This window comes from Arthrobacter sp. SLBN-100 (assembly GCF_006715305.1).
GTDB lineage: Bacteria > Actinomycetota > Actinomycetes > Actinomycetales > Micrococcaceae > Arthrobacter.
In genome coordinates, this window is the sequence record NZ_VFMY01000001.1 from 3,648,669 (window position 1) to 3,673,921 (window position 25,253).

The 25,253-nt window shown below is 65.5% G+C and carries 21 protein-coding genes; 7 read left to right on the forward strand and 14 right to left on the reverse strand.

What is annotated here, in order from left to right; translation table 11 throughout:
- Positions 1 to 83: 83 nt before the first annotated feature.
- Entirely contained in the window at positions 84 to 1,280 is a 1,197-nt protein-coding gene (locus tag FBY31_RS16905) for an MFS transporter (RefSeq protein ID WP_142043465.1), read from the forward strand.
- A 382-nt stretch (positions 1,281 to 1,662) separates the two neighbouring features.
- On the opposite strand, the gene aceB is transcribed toward FBY31_RS16905, so the two are convergent.
- Both aceB and aceA read right to left on the reverse strand, forming a co-directional pair.
- A complete protein-coding gene (gene aceB, locus FBY31_RS16910) occupies positions 1,663 to 3,315 on the reverse strand; it encodes a malate synthase A (RefSeq protein WP_142043467.1) in 1,653 nt (550 codons plus the stop codon).
- Between the two features lie 221 nt (positions 3,316 to 3,536).
- Positions 3,537 to 4,880, reverse strand: a complete 1,344-nt coding sequence (gene aceA / locus FBY31_RS16915; protein WP_142043469.1) for an isocitrate lyase — start codon at positions 4,878 to 4,880, stop codon at positions 3,537 to 3,539.
- A gap of 149 nt (positions 4,881 to 5,029) precedes the next feature.
- On the opposite strand from aceA, the gene FBY31_RS16920 reads away from it, so the two are divergent.
- A complete protein-coding gene (locus tag FBY31_RS16920) occupies positions 5,030 to 6,541 on the forward strand; it encodes an XRE family transcriptional regulator (RefSeq protein ID WP_142043471.1) in 1,512 nt (503 codons plus the stop codon).
- A 19-nt stretch (positions 6,542 to 6,560) separates the two neighbouring features.
- Here FBY31_RS16920 and FBY31_RS16925 read toward each other — a convergent pair whose 3' ends face one another.
- The 4 genes from FBY31_RS16925 to FBY31_RS16940 all read right to left on the reverse strand — a co-directional run bounded on the left by FBY31_RS16925 (position 6,561) and on the right by FBY31_RS16940 (position 10,285).
- Complete coding sequence (locus FBY31_RS16925) at positions 6,561 to 6,914, reverse strand: hypothetical protein (RefSeq protein WP_142043473.1); 354 nt, start codon at positions 6,912 to 6,914, stop codon at positions 6,561 to 6,563.
- Positions 6,915 to 7,144: 230 nt separating this feature from the next.
- The gene (locus tag FBY31_RS16930; RefSeq protein ID WP_235013096.1) at positions 7,145 to 8,173 is read right to left on the reverse strand and encodes a TAXI family TRAP transporter solute-binding subunit; all 1,029 of its coding nucleotides are present in this window, start codon (positions 8,171 to 8,173) and stop codon (positions 7,145 to 7,147) included.
- Positions 8,166 to 9,620: a sensor histidine kinase gene (locus FBY31_RS16935; RefSeq protein ID WP_142043475.1), complete on the reverse strand. Its 1,455-nt coding sequence runs from the start codon at positions 9,618 to 9,620 to the stop codon at positions 8,166 to 8,168. The genes FBY31_RS16930 and FBY31_RS16935 overlap by 8 nt, the downstream gene beginning before the upstream one ends.
- Positions 9,617 to 10,285 carry a response regulator transcription factor gene (locus tag FBY31_RS16940; RefSeq protein WP_142045483.1) on the reverse strand — a complete coding sequence of 223 codons (669 nt, stop codon included), beginning with the start codon at positions 10,283 to 10,285 and terminating at the stop codon, positions 9,617 to 9,619. Before FBY31_RS16940 ends, FBY31_RS16935 begins: the two co-directional genes overlap by 4 nt.
- 331 nt (positions 10,286 to 10,616) lie before the next feature.
- On the opposite strand from FBY31_RS16940, the gene FBY31_RS16945 reads away from it, so the two are divergent.
- Together FBY31_RS16945 and FBY31_RS16950 are read left to right on the forward strand one after the other, a co-directional pair.
- Positions 10,617 to 12,017 carry an MFS transporter gene (locus FBY31_RS16945; RefSeq protein WP_142043477.1) on the forward strand — a complete coding sequence of 467 codons (1,401 nt, stop codon included), beginning with the start codon at positions 10,617 to 10,619 and terminating at the stop codon, positions 12,015 to 12,017.
- A 238-nt stretch (positions 12,018 to 12,255) separates the two neighbouring features.
- Entirely contained in the window at positions 12,256 to 13,497 is a 1,242-nt protein-coding gene (locus FBY31_RS16950; protein WP_200833467.1) for a serpin family protein, read from the forward strand.
- Here the strand turns inward: FBY31_RS16950 and FBY31_RS16955 are convergent.
- From FBY31_RS16955 to FBY31_RS16985, 7 genes are all read right to left on the reverse strand, one after another.
- On the reverse strand, positions 13,494 to 14,372 hold the full coding sequence (locus FBY31_RS16955) for a hydroxymethylpyrimidine/phosphomethylpyrimidine kinase (protein ID WP_142043481.1): 879 nt from the start codon (positions 14,370 to 14,372) through the stop codon (positions 13,494 to 13,496). The genes FBY31_RS16950 and FBY31_RS16955 overlap by 4 nt on opposite strands.
- Before the next feature lie 110 nt (positions 14,373 to 14,482).
- Entirely contained in the window at positions 14,483 to 15,232 is a 750-nt protein-coding gene (locus FBY31_RS16960; protein WP_142043483.1) for a dienelactone hydrolase family protein, read from the reverse strand.
- Between the two features lie 36 nt (positions 15,233 to 15,268).
- Complete coding sequence (tgt, locus tag FBY31_RS16965; RefSeq protein WP_442858185.1) at positions 15,269 to 16,609, reverse strand: tRNA guanosine(34) transglycosylase Tgt; 1,341 nt, start codon at positions 16,607 to 16,609, stop codon at positions 15,269 to 15,271.
- A 33-nt stretch (positions 16,610 to 16,642) separates the two neighbouring features.
- On the reverse strand, positions 16,643 to 17,368 hold the full coding sequence (locus tag FBY31_RS16970) for an SRPBCC family protein (protein WP_142043485.1): 726 nt from the start codon (positions 17,366 to 17,368) through the stop codon (positions 16,643 to 16,645).
- Between the two features lie 60 nt (positions 17,369 to 17,428).
- Positions 17,429 to 18,463 (reverse strand): DUF6707 family protein, encoded by a 1,035-nt coding sequence (locus FBY31_RS16975; protein ID WP_142043487.1) that lies wholly within the window; start codon positions 18,461 to 18,463, stop codon positions 17,429 to 17,431.
- 87 nt (positions 18,464 to 18,550) lie between these two features.
- A complete protein-coding gene (locus tag FBY31_RS16980; protein WP_142043489.1) occupies positions 18,551 to 19,090 on the reverse strand; it encodes an NUDIX hydrolase family protein in 540 nt (179 codons plus the stop codon).
- Between the two features lie 9 nt (positions 19,091 to 19,099).
- On the reverse strand, positions 19,100 to 19,834 hold the full coding sequence (locus FBY31_RS16985; protein WP_142043491.1) for a VOC family protein: 735 nt from the start codon (positions 19,832 to 19,834) through the stop codon (positions 19,100 to 19,102).
- A gap of 104 nt (positions 19,835 to 19,938) precedes the next feature.
- On the opposite strand from FBY31_RS16985, the gene FBY31_RS16990 reads away from it, so the two are divergent.
- The 3 genes from FBY31_RS16990 (at position 19,939) to FBY31_RS17000 (ending at position 23,999) form a co-directional block, all read left to right on the forward strand.
- Entirely contained in the window at positions 19,939 to 20,538 is a 600-nt protein-coding gene (locus FBY31_RS16990; RefSeq protein WP_142043493.1) for a YdeI/OmpD-associated family protein, read from the forward strand.
- 110 nt (positions 20,539 to 20,648) lie between these two features.
- Entirely contained in the window at positions 20,649 to 22,307 is a 1,659-nt protein-coding gene (locus tag FBY31_RS16995; RefSeq protein ID WP_142043495.1) for a glycoside hydrolase family 32 protein, read from the forward strand.
- An 87-nt stretch (positions 22,308 to 22,394) separates the two neighbouring features.
- Positions 22,395 to 23,999, forward strand: coding sequence for a DUF222 domain-containing protein (locus tag FBY31_RS17000; protein ID WP_442858216.1), 1,605 nt, complete (start codon positions 22,395 to 22,397; stop codon positions 23,997 to 23,999).
- Positions 24,000 to 24,100: 101 nt separating this feature from the next.
- On the opposite strand, the gene FBY31_RS17005 is transcribed toward FBY31_RS17000, so the two are convergent.
- Positions 24,101 to 25,234, reverse strand: coding sequence for an ABC transporter ATP-binding protein (locus FBY31_RS17005; protein WP_200833468.1), 1,134 nt, complete (start codon positions 25,232 to 25,234; stop codon positions 24,101 to 24,103).
- Between the last annotated feature and the right edge of the window lie 19 nt (positions 25,235 to 25,253).

The following is a 25,253-nucleotide window of genomic DNA, read 5'->3' on the forward strand; positions in this document are numbered from 1 at the left end:
CGCGGCAACCGGGGACTGCCCCGGATAATGCGCGTGATAGCAATGAGGGTGATGAAAAAAGATTCAACCCCCTTGCCCCGCTGGTGAGCGGCCGGTTCCTCGCCCGGATTCCGAAGACGTGGATCCTGCTGGCCTGCATCGGGCTGCTGGCACTGAATCTTCGGGGCCCGTTCGTGGCCGTTGCTCCCGTGGTGGACGTGATGCAGGCGGACCTGGGGTTCTCCCCGGTGGTGTTGGGCCTGCTTACCAGCATTCCGGTGTTGTGCTTCGCGCTGGCGGCACCCCTTGCGTCACTGGCGGCCCGCGGTTACGGTGCGGAATTCGCCGTGACCCTCACTATCCTCGGCGTGCTGGCGGGCGTCATCATCCGGTCCGCCGGCGGCCCGGCACTGGTGCTCGCCGGGACGGTGGTGATTGGCCTGGCCATCACCATCGGCAATATCGCCGCGCCCCTTATTATCCGCCGCGACTTTCCGCCGCTGCGGCAGGGTACGGCGATGGGTGTTTATACGGCTGCCCTGAACGTCGGGTCATTCCTGACGTCGATGATCACGGCGCCGTTGGCCGAGCTTGCAGGCTGGCAGTTCGCGCTCGCGTCCACGGGACTGCTGGCGGTAGCGGCCATCGTGTGCTGGGTGCTCGCCATCGGACTCCGTGCTGCCTTCGTGCCGTCCGCCGCTCCGGTGCCGGACGGGCAGCGGCCGGCGGCTCTTGCCGGTTCGGGATGGACCACTGCCGGGCTCACTGCGGCGTTCGCGGGCCAGGCGTTCTCCTATTACGCCGTCACGGCGTGGCTGCCCAGCTACCTCAACGACGAACTCGGCATGTCCGCTTCGGCGGCGGGGGCCGGGTCCTCGCTGTTCCAGGTCTTCGCGATCGTGGGCGGCCTGGGTGTGCCGTTTGCGGCAAAGTATTTCAGTACGACGACGGCAGCGGTCACCTTGGGCGTGTTGTGGACGTCGGTCCCCGCCGGCCTGCTGCTGGTTCCCGAACTCTGGTGGCTCTGGTCCGTCTTCGGCGGTGTTGCCCAGGGCGGCGGGATCACGCTGATCTTCATCGCCATCATCAAACTCGCCCGGGACCAGGTTTCCGCCGGCCGGATGTCCGCCACCGTGCAGGGCCTGGGCTATTGCTTTGGTGCCGTGGCACCTCCGCTGGTGGGCCTTGTGCATGATGTTTCGGGTTCCTGGACGCCGGCCCTGCTGGTCATCCTGGCATCGGTGCTGACGTTCTTCCTCAGCGCCACCCTCTCCGTGCGGCGGGTGCCGAAAGGCAGGTAAGCCGTCCCGCCGCCGTCGTCCGTTCTCCCCTCCAACGCTCTCTCACTTAATGCGGCTTAATGACCGACGCCCTCTCACTTAATGCGGCTTCAATGACGGACGCTCTCTCACTTAATGCGGCTTCAATGACGGACGCTCTCTCACTTAATGCGGCTTCAATGACGGACGCTCTCTCACTTTCTTCTGGAAAGTGAGAGAGCGTCCCTGGATTTCTTGCGTTATGTGAGAGAGCGCCCGTGGTGTCGTGGCGGTTTATGTCCCCGCGGCGGACCTGCCCAAGGGGTGCTCCGTCGCCGGGCCGGCCCTCCGGATTTCGGAGGTGCCTGTTGCGTAAGGGCATGCAGGCCCGGCGGACGGAAGTTTTGTTTCTTTCCTTGCCGCTTTAGGCTGCGGCCAACTCTTCCACGGTGGCCTTTTCACGGGCTTCCGTGAGGTAGCGGGCGTAGGCGGGGAGGGTGAGGAAGGACGGGAAGTCCTGGCTGAGTGTGACTTCTTCGAAGATGTCGCGGGCGTCTTCGAAGCGGTCGCCGTCGAAGCGTTCCAGCCGTGCGAATTCTTCGTCGAGGAGTTCCTCGATCCAGTGGTGGGTGATGATTTCGCCGTGGTCGGTGATGGCCTGGGCGTAGATCCATTGCCAGAGCTGGGAGCGGGAGATTTCGGCGGTGGCGGCGTCTTCCATGAGGTTGTGGATGGCGACTGCACCGTTGCCGCGGAGCCAGGATTCTATGTACCGAATCCCGACTTCGATGTTGTTCCGGATGCCCTGTTCGGTGATGGTGCCTTCGGTGGCGGCCACGTTGATCAGGGCGCGGTCGTCAGGGGTGACGTCCTCGCGGGTGCGGTCCAGCTGGTTGGGCTTTTCGCCGAGGATGCTATCGAACACCTCGCGGCAGACGGGCACGAGGTCGGGATGGGCTACCCAGGAGCCGTCGAAGCCGTCGTTGGCCTCGCGGGTTTTGTCGGCGCGGACCTTTTCGAAGGCGTTGGCGTTGGCCAGGGGGTCCTTGCGGTTGGGGACTGCTGCTGCCATGCCGCCGATGGCCATTGCACCGCGCTTGTGGCAGGCCCGGACGAGCTGTTCGGTGTAGGCGCGCATGAACGGGGCGGTCATGGTCACCTGGCCGCGGTCCGGCAGGACGAAGCGGGGGCCGCGGGTACGGAAGTTCTTGATCAGGGAGAAGATGTAGTCCCAGCGGCCGGCGTTCAGGCCGGAGGCGTGGTCACGCAGTTCGTAGAGGATTTCCTCCATTTCGAAGGCTGCGGTGATGGTTTCGATGAGCACGGTGGCGCGGATGGTGCCCTGCGGGATGCCGAGCAGGTCCTGGGCGAGGATGAAGATGTCGTTCCACAGCCGGGCTTCGAGGTGGTTTTCGATCTTGGGCAGGTAGAAGTACGGGCCCTTGCCCTGGGCCAGGAGCCGGCGGGCGTTGTGGAAGAAGTACAGGCCGAAGTCCACGATGCCGCCCGCGATCGGGGCGCCGTCGATGACCATGTGCTTTTCGGGCAGGTGCCAGCCGCGGGGCCGGACCACGATGGTGGGCAGTTCACCGGCGGGGCGGAGCTCGTATTCCTTGCCCTCGGGGCTGGTGAAGTCGATCCGGCGTTCCAGGGCGTCGGTGAGGTTCAGCTGGCCCTTGATGACGTTGCGCCAGGTGGGGGCGGAGGAGTCCTCCATGTCAGCCAGCCAGACCTTAGCGCCGGAGTTCAGGGCGTTGATGGTCATCTTTTTGTCCACCGGCCCGGTGATCTCCACCCGCCGGTCCTCCAGGCCGGGCGCCGGGGGAGCGACCCGCCAGGAGGGGTCGTTGCGGATGCCCTCGGTTTCCCGCAGGAAGCGCGGGTCAGTGCCGGCGGCAATGTCAGCCCGCCGGGCACGCCGGGCCTGCAGCAGCTCCTGCCGACGCTCGGCTGTAGCCCGGTGCAGCTTCGCAACAAATGCCAGAGCGTCCGGAGTCAGAACTTCGTCCTGCCGGCAAATAGGCTGAGCGGTCAAAGTAATGCCATTGATGGTGAAGCTGTCTGTAAAGGAATTCATTTCAACTGCTCCTTAAAGCAAGAAGGGAAGTTCGACGGCGGGTGGCGGCACAAGGGCGAGGAACGCGCAAAGCCGAAGGAGCGGTGATGCGGCAGCCTGCGTAAAAGGGGCCCTGTGGCCGGCTTCGTCCTCGCTCAGCGAGAAGAAGCCGGCCATGGGGAATAGCAGGCAGAGCATTGCCGCTCCGAAGGCGAAGGTGACTGGTCCGCCGTCGTAAGTTGCTAGTGGAACTGGCCTTCTTCGGTGGATCCCACCAGGGCCAGGGTGGATGCGTTCGGGTTGAGCGCGGTGGAGATGCTGTCGAAGTAGCCGGTGCCGACTTCACGCTGGTGCTTGGTGGCGGTGTAGCCGCGGGATTCGGAGGCGAATTCCTTTTCCTGGAGTTCGACGTAGGCGCTCATGCCTTCCCGGGCGTAGCCGTGGGCGAGGTCGAACATCGAGTAGTTCAGGGCGTGGAAGCCGGCCAGGGTGATGAACTGGAACGTGAAGCCCATGGCACCGAGTTCGCGCTGGAACTTGGCGATGGTGGCGTCGTCCAGGTGCTTGCGCCAGTTGAACGACGGCGAGCAGTTGTAGGAGAGCATCTGATCCGGGAAGTCGGCTTTGACGGCTTCGGCGAATTTGCGGGCCAGCTCGAGGTCCGGGGTGCCGGTTTCCATCCAGATCAGGTCCGAGTAGGGGGCGTAGGCCTTGGCGCGGGCGATGCAGGGTTCGATGCCGTTGCGGACCTTGTAGAAGCCCTCGGCGGTGCGCACGGGCTGTCCGCCTTCGCGGAGGATGAATTCCTGGTCGCGCTCGTCCACGTCCGAGGTGATCAGGGTTGCTGCCTCGGCGTCGGTGCGGGCGATGACGACCGTGGGGGTGCCGGCGACGTCGGCTGCGAGGCGGGCGGCGTTCAGGGTGCGGACGTGCTGCTGGGTGGGGATCAGGACCTTGCCGCCCAGGTGCCCGCACTTCTTCTCGGAGGCGAGCTGGTCTTCCCAGTGAACGCCTGAGGCGCCGGCCTGGATCATGGATTTCATGAGTTCGTAGGCGTTCAGCGGGCCGCCGAAGCCGGCTTCGGCATCGGCGACGATCGGGACCAGCCAGTCCTCGACGGTCTGGACGCCCTCGGCGAACTCGATCTGATCCGCGCGCAGCAGGGCATTGTTGATCCGGCGGACCACGGTGGGAACCGAGTTGGCCGGGTAGAGGGACTGGTCCGGGTAGGTGTGGCCCGAGTTGTTGGCGTCCGCTGCAACCTGCCAGCCGGAGAGGTAGATGGCGCGGAGGCCTGCTTTGACCTGCTGCACGGCCTGGTTACCGGTGAGGGCGCCCAGGGCGTTGGTGTACTTGCCTTCCTTGTGCTCTTCCGTGAGCTGCTTCCACAGCTTCTCCGCGCCGCGGCGGGCCAGGGTGTGCTCTTCGGAGACGCGGCCGCGGAGCCGGACGACGTCGGAGGCTGAGTAGTCCCGGGTCACACCTTCCCAGCGGGGGTTGGCGGCCCACTCGAGCTCCAGGGCGGCGGCCTGCTGTGTTGTGTCCTGGCCGGACGGCTGCTGGGTGGGCTCAAATGCTGCAGTCATCGTTGATCTCCTTGATTGAGCTCCGGAGCGGGTAGGTGAGAACCGCGTCGTTGAGGTTCCCACCGGCTTTTCCGGTGCGGTGTTTCTTTCCGTAGCCACTACTTTTCAGTACTTTCAACCCCCTTTCTAGAGAAAAAGTATGGAAAGAAATGCACTTCTTCACGTATTCTTCAGAAATGTCACCTTCAAGCTGGAACAGGGACGTTTCCCAGCCGCCGTCCCCCGCCGCAGCGGAACTGGACGTCATCGCTCTGGGCCGCCGCGTCCGCCATCTGCGCAAACAAGCCGGGCTGACGCTCGATGACCTGAGCGCCGCCGTCGGCACTGCTCCCAGCCAGCTGAGCCTGATCGAAAACGGCAAGCGTGAGCCCAAACTGACCCTGCTCCAGCACCTCGCGGGGGCGCTGAACGTCACCATCGACCAGATGCTCGGAGCCGAGCCGCCCAGCCGCCGGGCCGCCCTGGAAATCGAGTTGGAGCGCTACCAGCGCGGTCCGCTTTACGAGTCCCTGAACCTGCCGAAAATCCGCATCAGCTCGCGGCTTCCGCTCGATGTGCTTGAGGCCCAGGTGGGGCTGCTGCAGGAGCTCGAGCGCAAGATGAACGAGCAGGTGGCCACCCCGGAAGAAGCCCGCCGCGCCAACGGTGAACTGCGGGCCATGATGCGGGAGCGGGGCAACTACTTCCCGGAGTACGAGGCGGAAGCGCAGAAGGTCCTCAAGGAGGTGGGTTACACCACCGGCCCGCTGAGCCAGCACGTGATCGCGGACATCGCGGAGCACCTCGGTTTCACCCTTCATCACGTGGGCGATCTGCCGCATTCCACCCGTTCCGTCACGGATTTGAAGAACCGCAGAATTTACCTGACCCAGAGCCAGCGGCAGGACCACGATCCCCGCTCGGTGCTGCTGCAGGCCCTGGGACACTACGTTCTGGGGCATGAGACGCCCCGGAATTACGGGGATTTCCTCGCCCAGCGCGTCGCGACCAACTATTTCGCCGCTGCCCTTCTCCTCCCGGAGCAGGCCACCATGGAATTTTTGCAAAAAGCCAAAGCGGCGAAGGAAATCGCCGTCGAGGATATCCGCGACGCGTTCGCCGTGTCCTACGAAACCGCGGCCCACCGCTTCACCAACCTGGCCACCAAGCACCTGGGCATCACCACGCATTTCCAGAAGACGCACCAGAGCGGGATCATCTACAAGGCCTACGAGAACGACGGCGTGAGCTTTCCGCAGGACCACACCGGCGCCATCGAGGGGCAGCCCTCGTGCAAGGCGTGGACGTCGCGCGCGGTCTTCGACGTGCCGGACAAGTTCAGCGCCTACAGCCAGTACACGGATACCCCGTCCGGCACGTACTGGTGCACCGCACGCACCGAGCGGTCGGCGAGTGGTGAGTTTTCATTGAGCATCGGAGTGCCGTACCAGCACGTGAAGTGGTTCCGCGGGCGGGAGACGTCGGCGCGGGCTACTTCCAACTGCCCGGATCCCACCTGCTGCAAACGCCCGCCTGAATCCTTGACATCAGAATGGGCCGGGAACGCGTGGCCGTCCGCCCGCGCCCACTCGCACCTCCTGGCCGCCATGCCCCCGGGCGCGTTCCCCGGCGTCGACGAAACCGAGGTGTACAGCTTCCTGCAGGCCCACTCGGGAAGCTGATCAAGGCCGGGCGGCATCGCTACTGCGCTCTCCCAGCCGGGACAAGCGTGATCATGTCTTCGAAGACCACGGCGCGGAGAATGGCACGGGCCTCTACATAGGAGGCCGGGCTGCCGGACCAGCGCTGCGTATCCCTAAGGAACCGCAAAAAGTCATAGACGTTGGTAGCCATCAGGACGGCACACTTTTGATGAACGGCAAAGAGCCCCGCCATCATCTCGAGTAACCGGTCCGGATCCATGGCGGTCACCGTAGAGGGTGGTCGCCTTGCCAGGGCATAGGCGTTGTAGAAACCCGTCAACTGTTCGAGCACGAGCTTCGAATCGCATTTACCCCCGTGCTCTCGATACCACTGCTGGAAAGCTGGCAGCACGGAGTCCAATTCCTGCGATATAGCGCTTCGGCCCAGCAAATTAACCGGGCTTTCATCATTTTTTTCCGGGTTCTATTTTTTCCGGGTTCTTACGTGCCACAAACCTGCGTTTCTTCGCCGCCACATTGATCCTCACTTGTTTGATGTTGCTGGTAGGACCAAACGGTAAGGAGGAAGCGTCATAGACTGCCACGGCCGGAGAACCATATGTGGAAAGTCGGCCCGGAAACCTACCCGTGCAGCGCCCGGTATGCGGTTGCCGCAGCCCGGTGCAGCGGCAGGCCAGCCGTATTGATGAGGGATTCCGGGCTGAGGAAGTGCACACCCAGGCTGGACTGGGGAATGAGCTCCTCCGCGTGGCCCACCAACAGTTCCACGGTTCGCTTCACCGTGGCGTCAGCCAGGTCGCTCCGGCACAGCAGCAGGTTAGTCACACCAACCGTCCACACCGCGGGAAGTCCTTCGTATGCTCCGGCCGGGATCAGTACGCGGTCGTAGAAGGCGCCGTACCTTGTGCGCAGGGAAGGAAGCAGGACGGAGAGATCCAGGAAAGTGAGCCCCACGTCGTGATGCGCGGCAGCGATGGCGGCGGTGGGAACGCCCCCGGACCAGAACAAGGCATCAACTGATCCATCCCGGAGTGCTGACAGCCCGTCATTGAGTCCAAGATTCAGGACGGTAACCGCTTGCCTGCCACTGCCAGCGGAACCTCCACCCGCATTGACGGACGTGAGCCGGGCCGCTTCGAGCAGGCGCGGCGTGGTCAGCGAAGTTCCCGCCCCCGGCTCGCCCACAGCCACCGTCCTGCCCGCCAGTTCGGCAATGCTGCCGATGCCACCGTCCTGCCGGACCACGCAGTGGACGTAATTCTCGTAGACCCGTCCAAGAGCTGTGATTCCTGCTTCGGAAGCACTCTTTCCCGCTGCCCTTTGCGCTGCAGCATCAGCAAGGGCGACGGCGAACGTGGCCCGCCCGCCCAGAAGGTGCTCGAGGTTGTCCAGGCTGCCGCCGGTAGGCAGGGCCGTGGCGTGCCGGGCCACTCCATTGCGCTGGAGCGAGGTGGCAAGCAGGGTTGCGAACTCGAGGTAGAAGCCGCCTGGCTCGCCCCCGGCAACAATGAGGGAATCTACCGGGTCTTCCGGGCTGCAGGCCGCAAGGCCCGGCAAAAGCATTCCGGCCAGTCCGGCCGCAACACCGGCCTTGAGCAGTCCACGCCTGGACATGGAGCGCGCCGTCATAAGGGGAGAAAGTTCACTCATGCGGGGCCACCTGCCCGTTGACGTCCCCGCTGTGAACCTCGGCGGCACGCCGGAACTCCAGGCAGGCGAGCAGCCCGTGGGGCTGTTCCTCAGCCAGCAGAAGACGTCCGCCATTCGCCAGGGCGAGCTTGTCCACGATAGTCATGCCCAGGCCGTTGCCGCTCACGGCGGCGTGCTGTGGCGAGCGCCAAAACCGCCGTGTGGCAACTGACCGTTCCTCGAGTGAAAGCCCGGGCCCGTCGTCGGACACTTCTATCATCACAGTGTTGCCCCGTGTCCGGACCGCAACTGCAATGTTGGCGGGGCCGGCGTACTTGATGGCGTTGTTCAGCAGTTCTCCAACCATCTGGGCAAGGTCGTCAGGGCGGCAGGCGATGAGCGCCGGCTGTTGGGGAGGGCTCTCGAGGAAGATGGAGGCGCCTGCGAGCCGTGCGGCGGGTTCTGCCCGTTCGGTTTCTTCCTGCAGGATGGGGAAGGGGTCAATGGGGGTGCGGTCCACGTCGGAGAGCCTGTCGGGCGGGATGCGGGCGGAGTCCTCGAAGGCCCGGTGCTCGGCTGCGGCAAGCTTCAGCACGCCGTCCAGGATCTCTTCCACACGTTCGAGCTCGGCGACCACCGCGGCGGCAGCAGCCCGCTCCTTGGCTGTTTTCAGTTCCAGTTGCAGCAGGTCGATCCGCAGCCGCAGCGCTCCCACCGGGTTGCGGAGCTCATGGGAGGTATCAGCAATGAGCTGGCGTTGGGACTCGATACTGTCGCTGACACTTTGCGCCATCGCGGTGAAGGAGCGGCTCAGCTCCCTCAGCTCGGGCGGGCCTTCCTCCGGCAGCCGGCCGCTCCGGCCGGTGGTTTCGAGCTCGGCGACGGCGGCATTAAGCCGGTGGACCGGGCGCAGCACCCAGCGGGTCACCCGGGCCGCGGCGATGAGGAGTATGGCCGCGAGGGCGGCTGCGGCAAGTCCGACGGCGAGCCAGCGTTCGCGCAGTTTCTGGCGGGCCGCGTCCTGGTTAACTTCCAGGACGGCTGCCCCGAGCACCTGGCTGGCACTTCCGAAGGAACGGGAGATCACTGCCGAACCGGTGCCGAAGGGTTGAAGCGGCGCCAGGGCAGTGTCGTTGAGGTTCAGGCTGGCCCTGGCCAGGGCATCCCGCACGTCCGCCCTGTCTTCGCTGAGGCCGCCGGAGCGCAGGGTCCCTTGCTGCAGCCGGATCAGGACCCCTTCCCCGTAGAGCTCGGAATATCTGTCCATCTCAGCCTGCAGCAAGGTGGCGTCACCGCCGTCCGCCCCGGCGTCGAAAGCAACCTGGGCGAGCCGGTTGAGGGAAGCCACCCTGTTGATCTGGAGTTCCTGGGTGAGTTCCCTGCCGGCGGAGGCCAGGATGGTATTGGAAGCGATGAGTACCAAGAGGACGGCCAGGACACTCAGGACCCCGAGGACACGGAGCCTCATGAAGGATCCGCCTCGATGCGGTAGCCGACGCCGCGAACGTTGATGATAAAACCTGGAAGCCCAAGCTTGGCCCGGAGACCGGTCAGGTGGACGTCGAGGGCCCGTGAGGAGGCGACAAACGCGTCACCCCACAGTGAGTCCAGGATCTGTTCCCGGGTCACTACCGAACCTGCATGGCTCGCCAGGAGTGCGAGCAGGGCGAATTCCGTGGCTGTCAGGGGAAGGTCCTCTTTGGCGAGGACAGCCACCCGGCGTTCGAGGTCCACTTCCAGTTCCCCCAGCCTGATGAGCCGCTGCCTGGTGTCCTGCGGCCTGGCTGTCCGGCGGGTCACGGCCTCAATGCGCGCAAGCAACTCCACCAGCTTTACGGGTTTGACCAGGTAGTCGTCGGCTCCTGAACGCAGTCCCAGCACCACGCTCCGTTCGTCGTCCCGCGCGGTGAGGATCAGGATGGGGACAGGGGTCACCCGGCGCAGCTTCCGCAGCACCTCGAGGCCGTCCATGTCCGGGAGGCCCAGATCCAGCAGGATGACTTCGAACCGGCGGTGTTCGAGGAGGGCGTCGGCGCCGCGGGAAACCCTGCTTGAGGTGTGCCCGGCGGAAACCACGGCCGCGTGGAGTGCGGATGCCATGGCGTCGTCGTCCTCGACGATGAGCACATCCATAGCCAGTTCCTGTTCCGTTTCGAGCGGCGCGATTTGGCGGTCCCCGGACCACTGTGCCTGCCCTTGGCAGATTACCCCTTTCACCGGTTCTCCGTGTGGCCGGGCGTTTGGCCCGGCACAACCGCGGCAGGAAAGAAAACCTAAGGAAGTGTTAGGAATTCGGTTTTCGCTTGGGTTGTGCCCTGGCTCACGAATAGCTTGGGTAGGGTCCTCAGGCTTTAGGAGGGGACGAACAACCTCGAGGAGGAACCATGAGCAACGCTGCCATGGACAGTACAAAAAGCAGGCCGGAGCGGACAGCGGGGGCCGCGCAGCCAAGGAAGGTTCAGCGATGAGCACCCAGCAAACCGCAGCAGTCAGCGAATCAGCACAGACCCGTCGGGCCGTGTCCAACATTCTGAAGGGCTCCGCCGGCAACCTGGTCGAGTGGTACGACCTCTACGTCTACACAGTCTTTGCCGCCTACTTCCAGTCGCACTTCTTCAACTCCAAGGATGACCTCCAGGCCGGCCTCGAAGCGATGGCAGTGTTCTCGACGTCGTTCCTGATGCGGCCCATTGGAGCCTGGTTCTTTGGCCGTTATGCGGACCGGAAGGGCCGCAAGGCCGCCCTGACCCTCAGCGTCACCCTGATGTCTGCCGGTTCCTTCGCCATCGCGCTCCTGCCCACCACCCAGCAGGTGGGAGTCTGGGCCTTGATCCTGCTCATCCTGATCCGCCTCATCCAGGGTTTCTCCGTGGGCGGCGAGTACGGTACCAGCGCCACGTACATGTCCGAGGCCGCAACGTCCAAGCGCCGCGGCTTCTTCTCCAGCTTCCAGTACGTCACCCTGATCGGCGGGCAGATGCTCGCGCTGCTGGTGCTGGTGATCCTGCAGAACACCCTTGCCAAGGACGCCCTTACTGAATGGGGCTGGCGCATTCCGTTCGCGATCGGAGGCGTGGCAGCGCTCGTTGTTCTGTGGCTGCGGCGTTCAATGGAAGAGACGGTTTCAGAAGAACAGGTACAGGCCGCGAAAACGCCAGTGGCAGCAGGGGTTGCCCAGCCCGGCACCATGAAGCTGCTGTTCACGCAGTACTGGAAGCCGCTGTTGATCTGCATCGGCGTCACCCTGGGCGGGACCGTGGCGTTCTACACCTACACCAACTTCATCCTGAAGTTCATGAACGATACTTCCGGCATCGCCAAGACCGACACCTCGGTGATCAACTTCTGGGCGCTGTTCATCTTTATGCTCCTGCAGCCCGTCTACGGCATGATCTCGGACAAGGTTGGCCGGAAGCCGCTGCTGCTGTGGTTCGGCATCACCGGTGTCCTGTTCACTTGGCCGCTGCTCGCCACCCTGTCCAACACCAAGGATCCGTTCACCGCCTTCCTGCTGATGATGGGCGGCCTGCTGATCGTGGGCGGCTACACCTCCATCAACGCCCTGGTGAAGGCTGAACTGTTCCCCGCCTCCATCCGTGCACTCGGCGTCGGCCTGGGCTACGCAATCGCCAACTCCCTGTTCGGCGGCACCGTCCCGCTCATCGGTGCAGCCTTCCAGAAGGCCGAACGGGTGGACCTGTTCTTCACCTATGTCACGGTGGCCATTGCCATCTCGCTGGTGGTCTACATCTTCGCGCTGAAGAACAAGAAGGCAACCCACCTGGACCACGAACAGGGCCACGCCTGGGTGCAAGGCCACAAGGACGGCGACAAGGACAAGGACAAGGACCTCGTAGAGGCTTAGCGTCGAGAGGAACAAAAGAGGAACGACGGCGGGTGCCCACCCGCCGTCGTTCCGCTTTTGTTGGGAACGGCTCCGGGAAGCCGAACCGTCAGGCGCGCGCCAGAGAAACCCAAATGAGTGCAAAGCGTGACCGTACCGGCATCGCCTGATGCCGCCGTCGCTGTTTCACTGGAGGGAGGCGGGTGTCCGCCATGTGATGCCGGGGGAGGCAACAACAGTGATTCGTTTCCAGCGGACCATGGCGTTCGGCGCGGTCCTGGCCATCGCGGGTTGCGCGGCCCCGGGGCCACCGGAGTTACTCACGGCCGACGGCGTCGAACGGGTTGCCGTGGACGGGGCCGCCTTCCGCGGGGAACTGGCCGCCTTCCGGCATTCCGCCTTCGCGTTGGGTGATGCCCTCCTGGCCGGCGGGGGAGAGGGCAATGTGGTTGCGTCGCCCGGAAGCCTGCTGATAGCGCTGGCCATGTTGCGGGCCGGTGCGTCAGGGGAAGCCGCAGCAGAGATGGACGCCGTGCTCGGGCTCCCTGGTGCCGGCCGGGATGAGGCCATGAACGCTTTGCTCGACTCTTTGGAAGAATACGACGGCGACCCGGGCTCCGTTGATGAAGAGAACCCTCCTGCCAAACCGCTGATGCATGCGGCCAACGGGTTGTTTGTGGACAGGGATGTTTCCACGGGGTACGACTTCCTGGACACCCTGGCGAAGCACTACGGCACCGGCGTGTACCCGGTGGACTTCCGCGACGAGGCAGCCACGAAGCCGGCGATGGACGCCTGGGTCAACAGGAACACCGGCGGCCGGATCGGGAAGGCGCCCGCCCGGTACGACACCAGGAACACCTTCAGCCTCCTCAACACTGTCTATTTTGCTGCCGCCTGGGATGTTCCGTTCAGTGCCGAGGCCACCTCGGATGAACCGTTCGAGACGGCGCAGGGGACTGTCACCGTGCCCATGATGCACGGCCTGCAGCACATGGCTTTCGCCGAAGGCCCCGGCTGGCAGGCGGTGGACCTGCCGTATGGCGAAGGGTTCGTGCTGCGGCTGGTGCTTCCCGCCAAGGATTCCGACGGCGGTGCTGCCGCCATCAAGGCGGACCTGCTGGCCGGGGTGTCAGCTGCACTGGAGGCTGCAGGTCCGGAAGTCGTCGAGCTGGCGCTGCCCACCTGGGACCACAAGAGCAGCTTCGATGTGCGGGCAGTGCTCGAGCAGCTGGGCCTGCGCAAAACCCTGGAAACAACGACCGATTTTGATGCCATCCAACCAGGCCTGATGCTCACCCAGGCCGCCCAGGAGGCCAACGTCACGGTGGCGGAAAAGGGGACGGTGGCCGCCGCCGTCACCCAGATCAACGGCATGGTGACCAGCGCCCCGGCCCAGCCCGAAAAGTCCATCACCTTCGACCGGCCGTTCCACTACCAGATCGTGCACGTGGAGAGTGGCCTGCCGCTCTTTATGGGGAAGGTCGCGGACCCGCGCTAACTGCGGTCAGCAGGAAGCTGGCGCGCCCCGCCCTGCCACAGGGCATCGAACGGTGCGCCCGAGGCCACCCGGTTCCGTATTCCGGCGGTGACAAAGGCCTTCGCCGTGCGCGCGGCCTCCAGCGGCGCCGCACCCTTCGCCAATTCCGCGGTGACGGCGGCGGCGAGGGAGCAGCCTGCACCGGACACGGCCACCTCGCCCACTTTTTCCGCGCGCAGCACCTCAAGGGTTTCGCCGTCGTAGAAAACGTCGACGGCGTCCGGGCCTTCCAGGCGCACCCCGCCCTTGGCGAGCACGGCAGCACCGCTCAGCTCGTGGATGCGGACGGCCGCCGCCTTCAGCGACTCCACGTCCGTGATTTCCAGGCCGGACAGGGACTCCGCCTCGAAGTGGTTCGGCGTCACAAAGGTGGCCAGCGGAAGGATCTGCGCCTTGAGCGCCTGGTCCGTGTCCAGCGCGTGCCCGGGCTCCTGGCCCTTGCAGATCAACACGGGATCCAGGACCACATTGCGGAACTGGCCGCCATCCAAGGCGCCTGCCACGGTGCTGATGGTCGCCGGGCTGCCCAGCATGCCGATCTTCACCGTGTCCAGCACGGAGGGCGCGCCCGACGACGGCCCGTACGCCGCCGTCGTCGCCTCAAGCTGGTCAGCGATGACCTGCTGGTCAACCGGCACAAAGCGGTGGTTCCAGCTGTCGTTCGGGTTGAAGGACACGATGCAGGTCAGGTTGGCGATGCCAAAGACCCCCAGCTCCTGGAAGGTCTTCAGGTCTGCCTGCGCGCCGGCACCGCCGGTGGCTTCGGAACCGGCGATCGTCAGGACGACGGCGGGAGCTGCTGCGGGGGAGTGGACATCAGCGGAAACGGAAGTCATGGCACCATCCTGCCATCCGGCGTCGGCCGCCCGCTTTGTGTCTCTGAACAGGACGCTTCCTGCGACCCGTTCAATGGAACAACTGGCGGGAATTTTCGATGTATGGGTATTCAGCCCTTGAGCGTGGCGTCGAGCAGGGCCCGCAGCTCGCGGAAATGACGTTCCGTAGCCTCCGGATGGAAGGCTGACGTGTCTGCCATCGAGTAGCCGTGGGATGCGCCGGGGTAGATCTCGTTCGACGCTTCAAGGCCCGCGGCCTTGAGCGCCCCGCCCAGCCGGGCGATCGCGTCCGGTGCCATGCTCGGGTCATGGTCGGCGTGGCCGAAAACAAACCGGGCGCGGGCGTTGCCAAGGGCCAGGTGGGGGCTGTCGGGGGCGTCCGTCGCGAGTCCGCCGCCATGGAAACCGCCACACGCTGCCACCACATCCGGCCGTGCCGTGGCGGTTCGCACCGCGAGCCTGGCTCCCATGCAGTAGCCGAACGTACCAATGGGACCGGGCGCAACGCCGTCGAGCGTGCTGAGTGCAGCCACCCAGGCATCAATGTCGCGCAGCGCCCTTTCAGTGGTGAGGTGGCCGATCCGTGGAAAGGCTGCCTTGCCGGCAATCTGCCTGCCTTCCGGCGTACTCATATCCGCGCGCGGTGCGAGCTCGGCCACGGTACCGTCCCGGTAGAAGACGTTCGGGGCCAGGACAATGTAGCCCCAGTCGGCCACGCGCTGGGCCATGTCCTGGATGCGGGGGCGCAGGCCGAACGCGTCCATGTAGAGGATCACGCCTGGAAAGGGGCCGGTGCCGGTGGAGGGGCGGGCCACCAGGGCCTCGGCGGTGCCTGCTGCGGCACGGATTTCGATGGGCATTGGCTCAGGATATCGGAACCGGCTGGGGCGCCCTGCTCAGGAGTAGTACCGGCCCAGGGTGTCGGCCTTGAAGTCGAAGAAGGCGCCGGATTCGATGGCCAGCCGGGCATCGTCCACCATCTTCACCACGAACCGCTCATTGTGGATGGAGATCAGCGTGGCGGAGACCATCTCCTTGGCCTTGAACAGGTGGTGGATGTAGGCCCGCGAGTAATGGGTGCAGGTGTAGCAGTCGCAGCCGTCCTGGAGCGGGCCGAAATCGCGCTTGTACTTGGCGCCCGAGAGGTTGAAGCGGCCCTGCGGCGTATAGAACGCGGAGTTCCGCGCAACCCGGGTGGGGGAGACGCAGTCGAAGGTGTCAGCGCCGTTTTCGATGGCCGTGAAAATATCGTCCGGCTCGGAAATCCCCAACAGGTGGCGCGGTTTGTCCTCCGGCAGCTCCTCGTTGCACCAGCGGACGATGGTCCCCAGGTTCTCCTTCTCCAGGGCCCCGCCGATGCCGAACCCGTCAAAGGGCATCGCGCCAAGGTCGCGGCAGGCCTTGCGGCGCAGGTCCTCATACTGGGCGCCCTGGATCACGCCGAACAGGGCCTGGTACGGCTTGCCCGCACGGGAGGAGGTCAGCCGGAAATGTTCATCGATGCAGCGCAGCGCCCACAGCCGGGTGCGCTCCAGGGATTCCTCCTGGTATCCGCGGGAATTCTGCAGGGTGGTCAGCTCGTCGAAGGCGAACATGATGTCCGCGCCGATCTGGTGCTGGACCTGCATCGAGATCTCTGGGGAGAAGCGGTGCCGGTCGCCGTTCAGGTGGCTCTTGAACCAGACCCCGTCGTCGTCAATGTGTGCCAGGCGTTCCTTGCCGGGGGCCACGGCGTCGTCGGGCCCGGAAACATCAACGGACTTCATGTCGATGACCTTCTTGAACCCCGATCCCAGGCTCATCACCTGGAATCCGCCCGAATCCGTGAACGTAGGGCCGGGCCAGTTCATGAACGCTCCGAGGCCGCCGGCCTCATCCAGAATATCGGCGCCCGGCTGCAGGTACAGGTGGTAGGCGTTCGCCAGCAGGGCCTGCGCCCCGAGGCCCGCCATGGACTCCGGCAGCACTGCCTTTACCGTGGCTTTAGTCCCGACCGCGATAAACGCCGGCGTCCGGATCTCACCGTGGGGTGTGGTGATGGTGCCCGTGCGGCCGAGGAATTCACCGCCGTTGGACCCTGCCTGGGCAGCGGACGGCGGGCAGTTTTCGGCAAGGCGGGAGCCCACACGGAAGCCGAACTCGGACTGCCGGGAAAACGCATCACGCAGCGCGTCTTCCCCGGCGGGGACAGCCGCGGGGGCAGCGGGGGACGGAGCGGAAGCAGGGTTGGCTGGCACCGTACCAGTGTGCCAGCAATCGGGGCAGGTCCCTCAGCTCACGGGTTCCGATGTGGGGTAGTTCTCGGCCCGCCAGGAGTCCCAGGATGTGCGGATGGCCTCGAGCCGGGCGGCGCCCAGACCGTAGGTGGAAATGATCCCCAGCGACCCGCCGTCGGGCCGGACATCCTCAATCTTAGGCTGGTCTGCCACTACCAGCAGCCCGTCGCCATGGTCCGCGTAGCCGTGGACTGTGAGCCCTACCTGGTGGTTGCTCCGGTACCAGACCTTCCCGGAGATCTCCTCGCCGGTGGGCAATGTCAACTGGTAATCCCCGCCCGGCGCCGGCACGTCCGAAAGGCCGAGCTTCTCTATCGCGGACCCGGGCCCGCCCGGAACCTGCAGGAACAGCGTGTGGCGCTTGCCGTTGGGGTGTCGTTCCAAGGCGAAACGGAGTTGCTGCAGGAACGTCAGCCAGCCCTGGGTGATGTCCTCATCCCAGGCAGCCCATTCCGAATTGTGGTCCAGCGCCGCCCGGGTGATGCTGACGCGGGTTCCGTTGGGCACGGGGTGGAGTTCGAAGACGTCGCCGCCATGGACCGTGAAGCTCATGTGGTCCGGCGATTCCTCTTCGTCCCCCGAAAAGTAGATCTGCTTGATCTCGGCGTCCAGGTCCTCGGCCTGCCAGCCGTGCCATTGGGCCACTTTGGCCGGTTCGCGCAGCATCGTCCAGACCTGCGGCGCGTCAGCATTGATCACAACGCTCAGATTGTTAGTCATAGCCCCGAATGTACAACTCCGGCCCGACGCCCGGTAGGGGCTATTTGTTCACGACCGAAGTCAGCCCCGGACGGCCTCAAGTTCGTTGCTGATGCGGCGCTCGAGCTCACCCGTCCCGATGGTTTCCGAGCCCCCGTGCGCCCGCAGGAACAGCAGGGATTCGAGCCGCAGGAGCCGCCACTCCCGTTCGGCGTCGTGGTTGGAGTTGTCGATGGACCGGAAGATTTCCTTGTCGTACAGGTTGGGCTCGTTGAGCGAGCGCTGCCGGACCTTGGCGGCCATCCTGGCCTTGAAGGGGTCCGTTTCCTGGTTTTCCGGGGTGCGGATCAGCTTCTCGTAGACCTCGGCCCGCTCCTCCTGGCCGTTCTGCCGGCAGATGTAGCTGGACAGCGCCAGGGAGGCTTCCACGGAAGCCCACCGGCCGGGATTTCCGTCATAAGGCAGGACGTTGAGCAGGTCAGCGACGGCCAGGGAACCATCGGCGTCCTTGAGCATGATGAACAGTTCGTGGGCGAGGTCGCTGAGGTCCTTCAGGCAGCTGCCCGACTTGACGTTGACCCCTTTCGCCAGCCGGTCGGCCAGCAGAAGCACACCTTCTGCGTCCGGGTGGGCTTCGGCCGCGGCTTCCACCACTGATTCCGGCGTACCCTTCGGCTCCGGGATCAGGGCGAGTTCCTCCTCGCCCGGGCCGGTTGCCGCCGGAGGAACCGGGGGCAGGGGAGGTACCACGACGGCGGGTGCCGCAGGTGCCGCAGGGGCCTCGTCGCCGGGCTGCTGCTGCCTGACCTCCTTGACGGAGCCCGTTCCCTCGGTGGCGCCGGCCAACTCGGCAGGGTTGGCCGGCAGCGGAAGCTGCGTGACGCCGTCGGCCGCTCCGCCCACCACTGTCACAGCCGTGCCCACGGCGATGCGCAGGGTCCCGCCACCGGACAGGCTGGCGAGTACCAGCGCGGGTGCCCCGAAATCGTCCTGCTCAAGCTCAACCTGGCGGATTTCCGCCGTCCGCTCACCGTCCGGCAGGAGGATGTGGCTGCCGGTGGTCAGAGATCCAGCCTGCTGTTCGCTGTAGTTCCGGGCGGCTGGTGTTTCGGTCATGGGAGTCCTTAAGTTCTCTTGCGGTCCGCCCTACAGTCTACAAAGGAGGGCCCCGGAAGTCGGGGACGCCGGGTACGGCCGAGGGTGTCAGAACCCCACGCCAGCGAAGGCCAGCGCCTGGCGGATCAGCCCGCCGCGCCCGCCGGTGAACTCCATCTGCACGCCCGGGCTCAGCACTTCCTCGGGGGTCATCCAGGTCAGCTCGAGGGCGTCCTGTCGGGGTTCACATTCGCCGGTCACCGGGATCACGTACGCCAGGGACACGGCGTGTTGCCGCTCATCGGTGAAGCCGGTCTGGGACGGGGCCGGGAAGTATTCCGCCACGGTGAAGGGGACCGGGCTGATGGGCAGCTGCGGGAACGCCAGGGGGCCAAGGTCCTTCTCCATGTGCCGGAGAAGGGCTGCCCGGATGGTTTCGCGGTAGATGACACGCCCGGACACCAGCGAGCGGACCATGGTGCCGTCCTCGTCCGCCTGAAGCAGGGTTCCGACTTCATTGACAAAACCCAGCGGATCGAGCCGGACCGGCACGGCCTCGACGTACACCATGGGCAGCCGCCCGCGGGCCTCAAAAAGGTCTTCTTCGGAGAGCCAGCCGGGATTCGGGTCAGGTGTGCGCACGTTCATGCTTAAGTTCTACCCCATGGGACGGTGCTCGGAGATCCACACCGTGGCCGGCACGCGGGCCGCGCCGGGCCCGGCATCCGGGTTGGCCACGTGGAGCGTCCTGCCGAAAGCCTCCTCCGTTATGGTTGCCTCAAACCCTGCGGAGGCGAGGCGTGCCTGCACCGGTTCCAGGCCGCCGTCGTACTCAAAACCAAGGCCTGAGCGCGCCGGGCCCGCAGCAGGACGCACCAGAAGTACTCCACCGTTCTTTGCCGTGAAGTCCGCGTTTTCGTCAGCGTCCGGCACCGGGCGGGGATGGGCGCCAATGTGCTGCAGCGTCCGGGTTGCCGAGGCGGGATCCTCCGTAAACCAGACCCCGACGACGGCGAGGGCGGGGTCAGCATCTGCGCACTGCGCGGTGTGGGTGGCTTTGTCGGCCAGGAACGTGAATCCGTCCGGCGCGGTGATCCTGCAGGTTTCGCCGTGGTCCGCCGTGATGATTTCCGCAGGTGCGGTCCCGTCGTCCTGGGCCGAGAGGTTGGTGCGGCGGGCGAATTCGGCAAGGTCACCCACTTCCACTGTGAATGCCGTGGTTCCGTCCTCGGCTGCTCCGTCCGGTACGGTGTGCAGGGCAAGGCGGCCCGAACCGGCGTCGAAGACCTGCCGCCCGGGCTCATTTTCGGTGCGGACCAGGCCCAACTCGGTGAGCAGCAGCTCCCAGACATCGATCCTGGACGTGAAATGAAGCGGACGGACACGCAGCATGGTCTTTCCTTTTGTTTCGCGAAGCGGGCGTAAGGCCATGGTGTCACGGCCGGTGTCCGCCCGGGAGGGCTTGTGCCGTCACAGGTCACAGGCAGAATAGGGCCATGGCTGTTGAACTCGAGGAACTGCTGCTGCCGGACGCCGCCGCCTGGCGCGGCTGGCTGGAGGAAAACCACAAGAGCAGTCCCGGCGTGTGGCTGGTCCTGCATAAAAAGGGCGGGCAGGCGACGGCGCTCGACTACGCCGCCGCGCTGGACGAGGCACTGTGTTTCGGCTGGATCGACGGCCAGGGCAAAAGCCGGGACGGCGGAAGTTCCCTCCAGCGAATGACGCCGCGCGGCCCCAAAAGCCCATGGTCGGCCCGGAATGTCAGCCACGTGGCCCGGCTGGAGGCCGAGGGCCGGATGACTGATGCCGGGTGGGCAGCCGTGAACGCCGCCAGGGAAGACGGCCGCTGGGACAAGGCCTATGAGGGGCAGGCCACCGCCGAAGTCCCGGAAGACCTTGCCGCCGCCATCGCCGCCGTTCCGGCTGCCCAGGCGATGTTCGACGTCCTCACCAAGACCAACCGCTTCGCGCTGATCTACAGGACCAACTCGGTCAAACAGGCTGCCACCCGCGAACGGAAAATTGCCGGGTTTGTGGAGATGCTTGCCCGCGGCGAGGCGCCGTACCCGCAGAAGAAGCGCCCGGCCGGAACGTAACGGTAATTGGGACCTGGCGTTTGCACGCGTAGGGTGGATGGTTCAATTGCGCTGATGCCGCCTCCTGATCCGGGGGCGGCATTTGTGTGTTCGGCAACGGAACGATAACCATGATCCGCAAACTCTTCACGATCCCCACCCATATTTTCCCGGGCCGCCCCTTATGGTGGGCAGCCGCGGCGGCCGCTGCCGCTTTGGTGGTGGTCCTCTCCCTGGTCCTTTCAGGCAACGCCGGAAAGGGGCCGGCTGTCACGACGCCCCCGGACGCGGCCCAGCCCGGAACGCCGGAAGGAGATCCCGGCTACCGCCCGGCCTACCACCTCACCCCGGATCAACGGTGGATGAACGATCCGCAGCGCCCCTTTTTCCTGGATGGCCTGTGGCACTTCTACTACCTCTACAACGCCGACTACCCCGAGGGAAACGGCACTGAGTGGTTCCACGCCACCAGCACAGACCTGGTGCACTGGAAAAACGAGGGTGTTGCCATCCAGAAGTTCCGCAACGGGTTGGGGGACATCGAGACCGGGTCGGCCGTCGTCGACACCGAAGGCACTGCGGGTTTTGGCAAAGGCGCGGTGGTTGCGATCCTCACCCAGCAGCACGACGGCGTCCAGCGCCAGTCCCTGTTCTACTCCACGGACAACGGGTACAGCTTCTCCAGCTACGACGGGAATCCAGTGATGGACAACCCCGGCGCGGAGCACTGGCGGGATCCGCGGATTGTGCGGGACGAGGCCAACAACCAGTGGCTGATGCTGCTTGCAGAAGGGCACAAGATCGGCTTTTACACATCGCAGGACCTGAAGCAGTGGAACTATGTTTCGGGGTTCGACCGGGAGGGCCTGGGTGTCCTCGAGTGCCCGGACTTTTTCCAGATGGACGTTGATGGCGACCCCGCCCGGCGGACCTGGGTGCTGGCTGCCAGCGCCAATGGTGCCGGCGAAGGCCGCACCACCGGCCTGGCATACTGGACCGGCGGCTGGGACGGCAAGGGCTTCAGGGTGGACGGCGACCACCAGTGGCTGGACGCCGGGTCCGACTTCTACGCCGCCGTCACCTGGGACGACCCGCGGCTCACCGACGGGCAGCGCAAGTCTTCCCGGCACGCCATCGGCTGGATGAACAACTGGGCCTACGCGCGGGAGTTGCCCACCAAGGACTGGTTCGGTGCGGCGTCAGTGGTACGTGACATCCGCTTGGTGTCCGACGGCGGGCGGCCGGCTTTGGTGTCGACCCCCGCCCCTGCCTTGGAATCGTTAGAAGGTGCTCCGGCCGGGATACCCGCGGGAGCCCTCCAGGACGGACCTGGCCGGGCTCTTCAGGTGCCGGACACTGGAGCGTTCAAGGTTGACCTGGAACTGGAGAAGCCGGCATCCAGGACCGGAGAAGCCCGGGTCCTCCTGCGAAGCGGTGGCAACACGTACGCCACCGTCGGTTACGACTTTGCTACCGGCAAGGCATTTGTGGTGCGGGACGGCGACGAGGTTTCCGCACGTCCCCGTCAGGGCGCGGACGAAAATAAGGCAGCTTGGCACGATACTTACCGCCAAGTCCAGACCACGGAGGGCGATCCTGGACGTGCCACCGTCCGGCTGACCGTCTACGTGGACCGGTCCTCTGTGGAAGCGTTTGTGGACGGCGGCAGGCAGGCACTCACCTCGCTCGTCTTTCCGCCGTCCGGCGCCAAGGACGTGCGCCTTGCTGCGGCGGGCGGCCCCGTGAACGTCAAGAGCGGCACAGCCACGCCGCTCGCGAGCATCCGCTGACGGGTTTCAAGAGTTGGCCGCTGATGCCTAGAAGGACGCCCTGACGGGCAGAGATTTCCGTTATCCACATAGCGACTTTGGTAGCTCATTATTGTCAGAGGTCGCTGGCAGACTGGGCTTATGGATGGGGCAAAGAGGTCAAGTATGCTGCTGGCAGAGTCAGCGGGCGACGCTGTTTCCGCTGCGGCCTTTCCTTCCGTCGCATTAAATGAGACGGGCTCGGTTCCCACAGTACCAACCGCGCCCGCCCAAGCTCCCGTACCTGCTCCCGTCCTCGGCGCCAGTTCGGGCCTTCCGCTTCAGAACCTGATCACTGGGGTTCGAAACCTGCAGCCAGCCACTGACAGCGCCGGACTGATTGACCAACTGCACGGCTTGGAGGAAATGAAGGCGGCTGCTGCCGCGGCCCAGGCGCGGGTTGCCGTCGCTTTTGATGGTGTCCAGCGCCGTGAGCAGGCTGAGGCTGGCGTTCCGGTTGCGGAGCAAGGCCAGGGTGTGGCGGCGCAGGTTGCCTTGGCCAGGGGTGAGTCCCCGGCACGTGGCGGCCGGTTGCTGGGCGTGGCGAAGGCGCTGGTCACGGAAATGCCGCATGCCCTCAGGGCACTGGATACAGGTCAGCTCAATGAGTGGCGTGCCACCCTTGTGGTCAAAGAAACGGCCTGCCTCAGCGCCGCTGACAGGTGCGCAGTGGATGAGGAGCTCGCCGCCGATGCCGGCACCTTCGCCGGGGCCGGAGACCGCGCGATTTCTGCCGCTGTGAAGGCTGCCTCGTACCGGCGGGACCCACGTTCTGTTACCCAGCGGGCGAGCCGTGCGGCGGCGGAGCGGTGCGTGAGCCTGCGCCCGGCGCCGGACACGATGACCTATTTCACCGCGCTGCTGCCTGTTGCCCACGGGGTGGCCGTGTACGCATCACTGAGCCAGCACGCGGACACGCTGCGTTCGGACGGGGACGAGCGTTCCCGCGGCCAAATCATGGCCGATACTGCGGTGGAGCGGATCACCGGCACTCCGGGCGGGATTAGCGGGGTAGAGATCAACGTGGTCATGACTGACCGCGCCTTCTTGCAGGGCGACGCCGAGCCTGCCCGCCTCAGCGGCTACGGCACAGTCCCGGCCGGCTGGGCCCGCGCTCTCGCCGCCGTGGGCGGTGAAGCCGGTGAGCAGGGACGTCTCGGTGTCAGTGATCAGAACGCGGAGGCCGGCCAGACGGAGACGGTGATGGGTCAGCCGGAACCCGCAACTGATCGTCAGGAACCGGGCGGGCGGGATATGGCAGGCGGTCAGAACGCTGGCGGCCCGGACTTTGAGGTGTGGCTCCGCCGGCTATACACGGCTCCGGGCACCGGAGAGCTGCTGGCCATGGATTCCAAGGCGCGGCTGTTCCCGGCTGCGCTGCGCCGGTTCATCCAGGCCAGGGACGCCACCTGCCGCACACCGTACTGCGACGCCCCCATCCGGCATCACGACCACGTGGTCCCCTGGCATTCCGGCGGGACCACGAGCGTGGCGAACGCAGCCGGCCTATGCGAAGCCTGCAACCACACCAAGGAAAACCTCGGCTGGACGGTCTTTCCTCGCCCCGGACCCCGGCACACCATCCTCTACCGGACGCCCACAGGTCACACATACGAATCCATGGCACCACCGCCGCCAGGAACCAGCGTGAGCGAACGGCTAGTGCCAATTTAGCCAGCGAAGCTCGTAGGCCAGGAGGTGAGGTTGAGGGTCAGGCAGCCGATGTGCCTGGGCATTTCACCCGGTCCCGAACCGCCGCAGGCTATCGTGGCGCGTCAGGGTTCGATCGGAAAAGCCACGCCTTCGCCCACCACCCGAAGGCACAGCTCCATCCCGGGCCGGGCAATGGAGGCATTCCAATGCCTGATGGTGATGATCTCGCCGCCGCCCGGGTAACGGTGGTCCCCTCCGCTGGCCAGTTCCGGGGGAACCGCAAGTTTGAGCCGCACGGTGGTTTCCGGGCCAAAGTAGTCAGTGTCCACCACCACGCCGCGGATGGGGCCGTCCTCGGCGATGCGGATCTGTTCCGGCCGAAGCATCAGCTGGACCCTGCCCTGTGCGGGAGGCCGCCGGACGGGGATGCCGCCCAGGGAACAGGTGGCGAGCGAACCCTCCATCCAGGCGTCCAGGATGACTGCGTCACCCAGGAATTCGGCAGTGGCGCGGTCAGCCGGGCGCGTGTAGACCACAAACGGGTTACCGATCTGCGCAAGCTTTCCGCCACGCATCACCGCCACCTGGTCGGCGAAGGACAAAGCTTCAGCCTGGTCATGGGTCACAAGGATCGTGGTGACGCCGGCCTTGTTCAGGACGTTCGCCACCGCCCGCCTGGTGGCTACGCGGAGGCCGGCGTCGAGGGCGGAGAACGGCTCGTCGAGGAGCATCAGTTCTGGTTCACGTGCCAGGGCCCGGGCCAGGGCAACGCGCTGCTGCTGGCCGCCCGACAACTGGTGGGGGCGCCTCTTCGCCATGTCCGGATCCAGCGATACCATCTCCAGCAGTTCGCGCACACGGTCCTCCACTGCCCTGCGCCCGCCGGCCAGCTTGGCCCGGTCAAGCCCGAAGGCGATGTTTTTTCCCACGCTGAGGTGGGGGAACAGGGCGCCGTCCTGGGCCACATAGCCGATGTTCCGTTTGTGCGCAGGTACCCAGGCGCCGTCGCCGGCAACCTTATGGCCGTTGAGCGAGATGCTGCCGGTGACCGGGTGGTCAAAGCCGGCGATCAGCCGCAGCAGCGTGGTCTTGCCTGAGCCGGAGGGACCGACGATGGCGGTGGTGCCGCCCCGGGCGACAGAAAGATTAACGCCCTTCAGGACCAGTTGGCTGCCGAAGTTCCGGGTGACGTCCGTGATCACCAGGTGACTGTCCGTGGAGGTAGCCACCGAGGGGGCGACCCGCGGTTCCGGCAGGCGTGAGGCCGCTTGTTGG

What these genes read in the sequence shown, in the direction of transcription:
- FBY31_RS16980 (WP_142043489.1), bottom strand. Translation starts at nt 19,090, where the DNA reads ATGAACGTGCGCACACCTGACCCGAATCCCGGCTGGCTCTCCGAAGAA.
- FBY31_RS16935 (WP_142043475.1), bottom strand. Translation starts at nt 9,620, where the DNA reads ATGAGGCTCCGTGTCCTCGGGGTCCTGAGTGTCCTGGCCGTCCTCTTG.
- FBY31_RS16955 (WP_142043481.1), bottom strand. Translation starts at nt 14,372, where the DNA reads ATGACTTCCGTTTCCGCTGATGTCCACTCCCCCGCAGCAGCTCCCGCC.
- FBY31_RS16975 (WP_142043487.1), bottom strand. Translation starts at nt 18,463, where the DNA reads ATGACCGAAACACCAGCCGCCCGGAACTACAGCGAACAGCAGGCTGGA.
- FBY31_RS16945 (WP_142043477.1), top strand. Translation starts at nt 10,617, where the DNA reads ATGAGCACCCAGCAAACCGCAGCAGTCAGCGAATCAGCACAGACCCGT.
- FBY31_RS16985 (WP_142043491.1), bottom strand. Translation starts at nt 19,834, where the DNA reads ATGCTGCGTGTCCGTCCGCTTCATTTCACGTCCAGGATCGATGTCTGG.
- FBY31_RS16995 (WP_142043495.1), top strand. Translation starts at nt 20,649, where the DNA reads ATGATCCGCAAACTCTTCACGATCCCCACCCATATTTTCCCGGGCCGC.
- FBY31_RS16990 (WP_142043493.1), top strand. Translation starts at nt 19,939, where the DNA reads ATGGCTGTTGAACTCGAGGAACTGCTGCTGCCGGACGCCGCCGCCTGG.
- FBY31_RS16950 (WP_200833467.1), top strand. Translation starts at nt 12,256, where the DNA reads ATGGCGTTCGGCGCGGTCCTGGCCATCGCGGGTTGCGCGGCCCCGGGG.
- FBY31_RS16930 (WP_235013096.1), bottom strand. Translation starts at nt 8,173, where the DNA reads ATGAGTGAACTTTCTCCCCTTATGACGGCGCGCTCCATGTCCAGGCGT.
- FBY31_RS16970 (WP_142043485.1), bottom strand. Translation starts at nt 17,368, where the DNA reads ATGACTAACAATCTGAGCGTTGTGATCAATGCTGACGCGCCGCAGGTC.
- aceB (WP_142043467.1), bottom strand. Translation starts at nt 3,315, where the DNA reads ATGAATTCCTTTACAGACAGCTTCACCATCAATGGCATTACTTTGACC.
- aceA (WP_142043469.1), bottom strand. Translation starts at nt 4,880, where the DNA reads ATGACTGCAGCATTTGAGCCCACCCAGCAGCCGTCCGGCCAGGACACA.
- FBY31_RS16940 (WP_142045483.1), bottom strand. Translation starts at nt 10,285, where the DNA reads ATGGATGTGCTCATCGTCGAGGACGACGACGCCATGGCATCCGCACTC.
- FBY31_RS16920 (WP_142043471.1), top strand. Translation starts at nt 5,030, where the DNA reads ATGCACTTCTTCACGTATTCTTCAGAAATGTCACCTTCAAGCTGGAAC.
- FBY31_RS16960 (WP_142043483.1), bottom strand. Translation starts at nt 15,232, where the DNA reads ATGCCCATCGAAATCCGTGCCGCAGCAGGCACCGCCGAGGCCCTGGTG.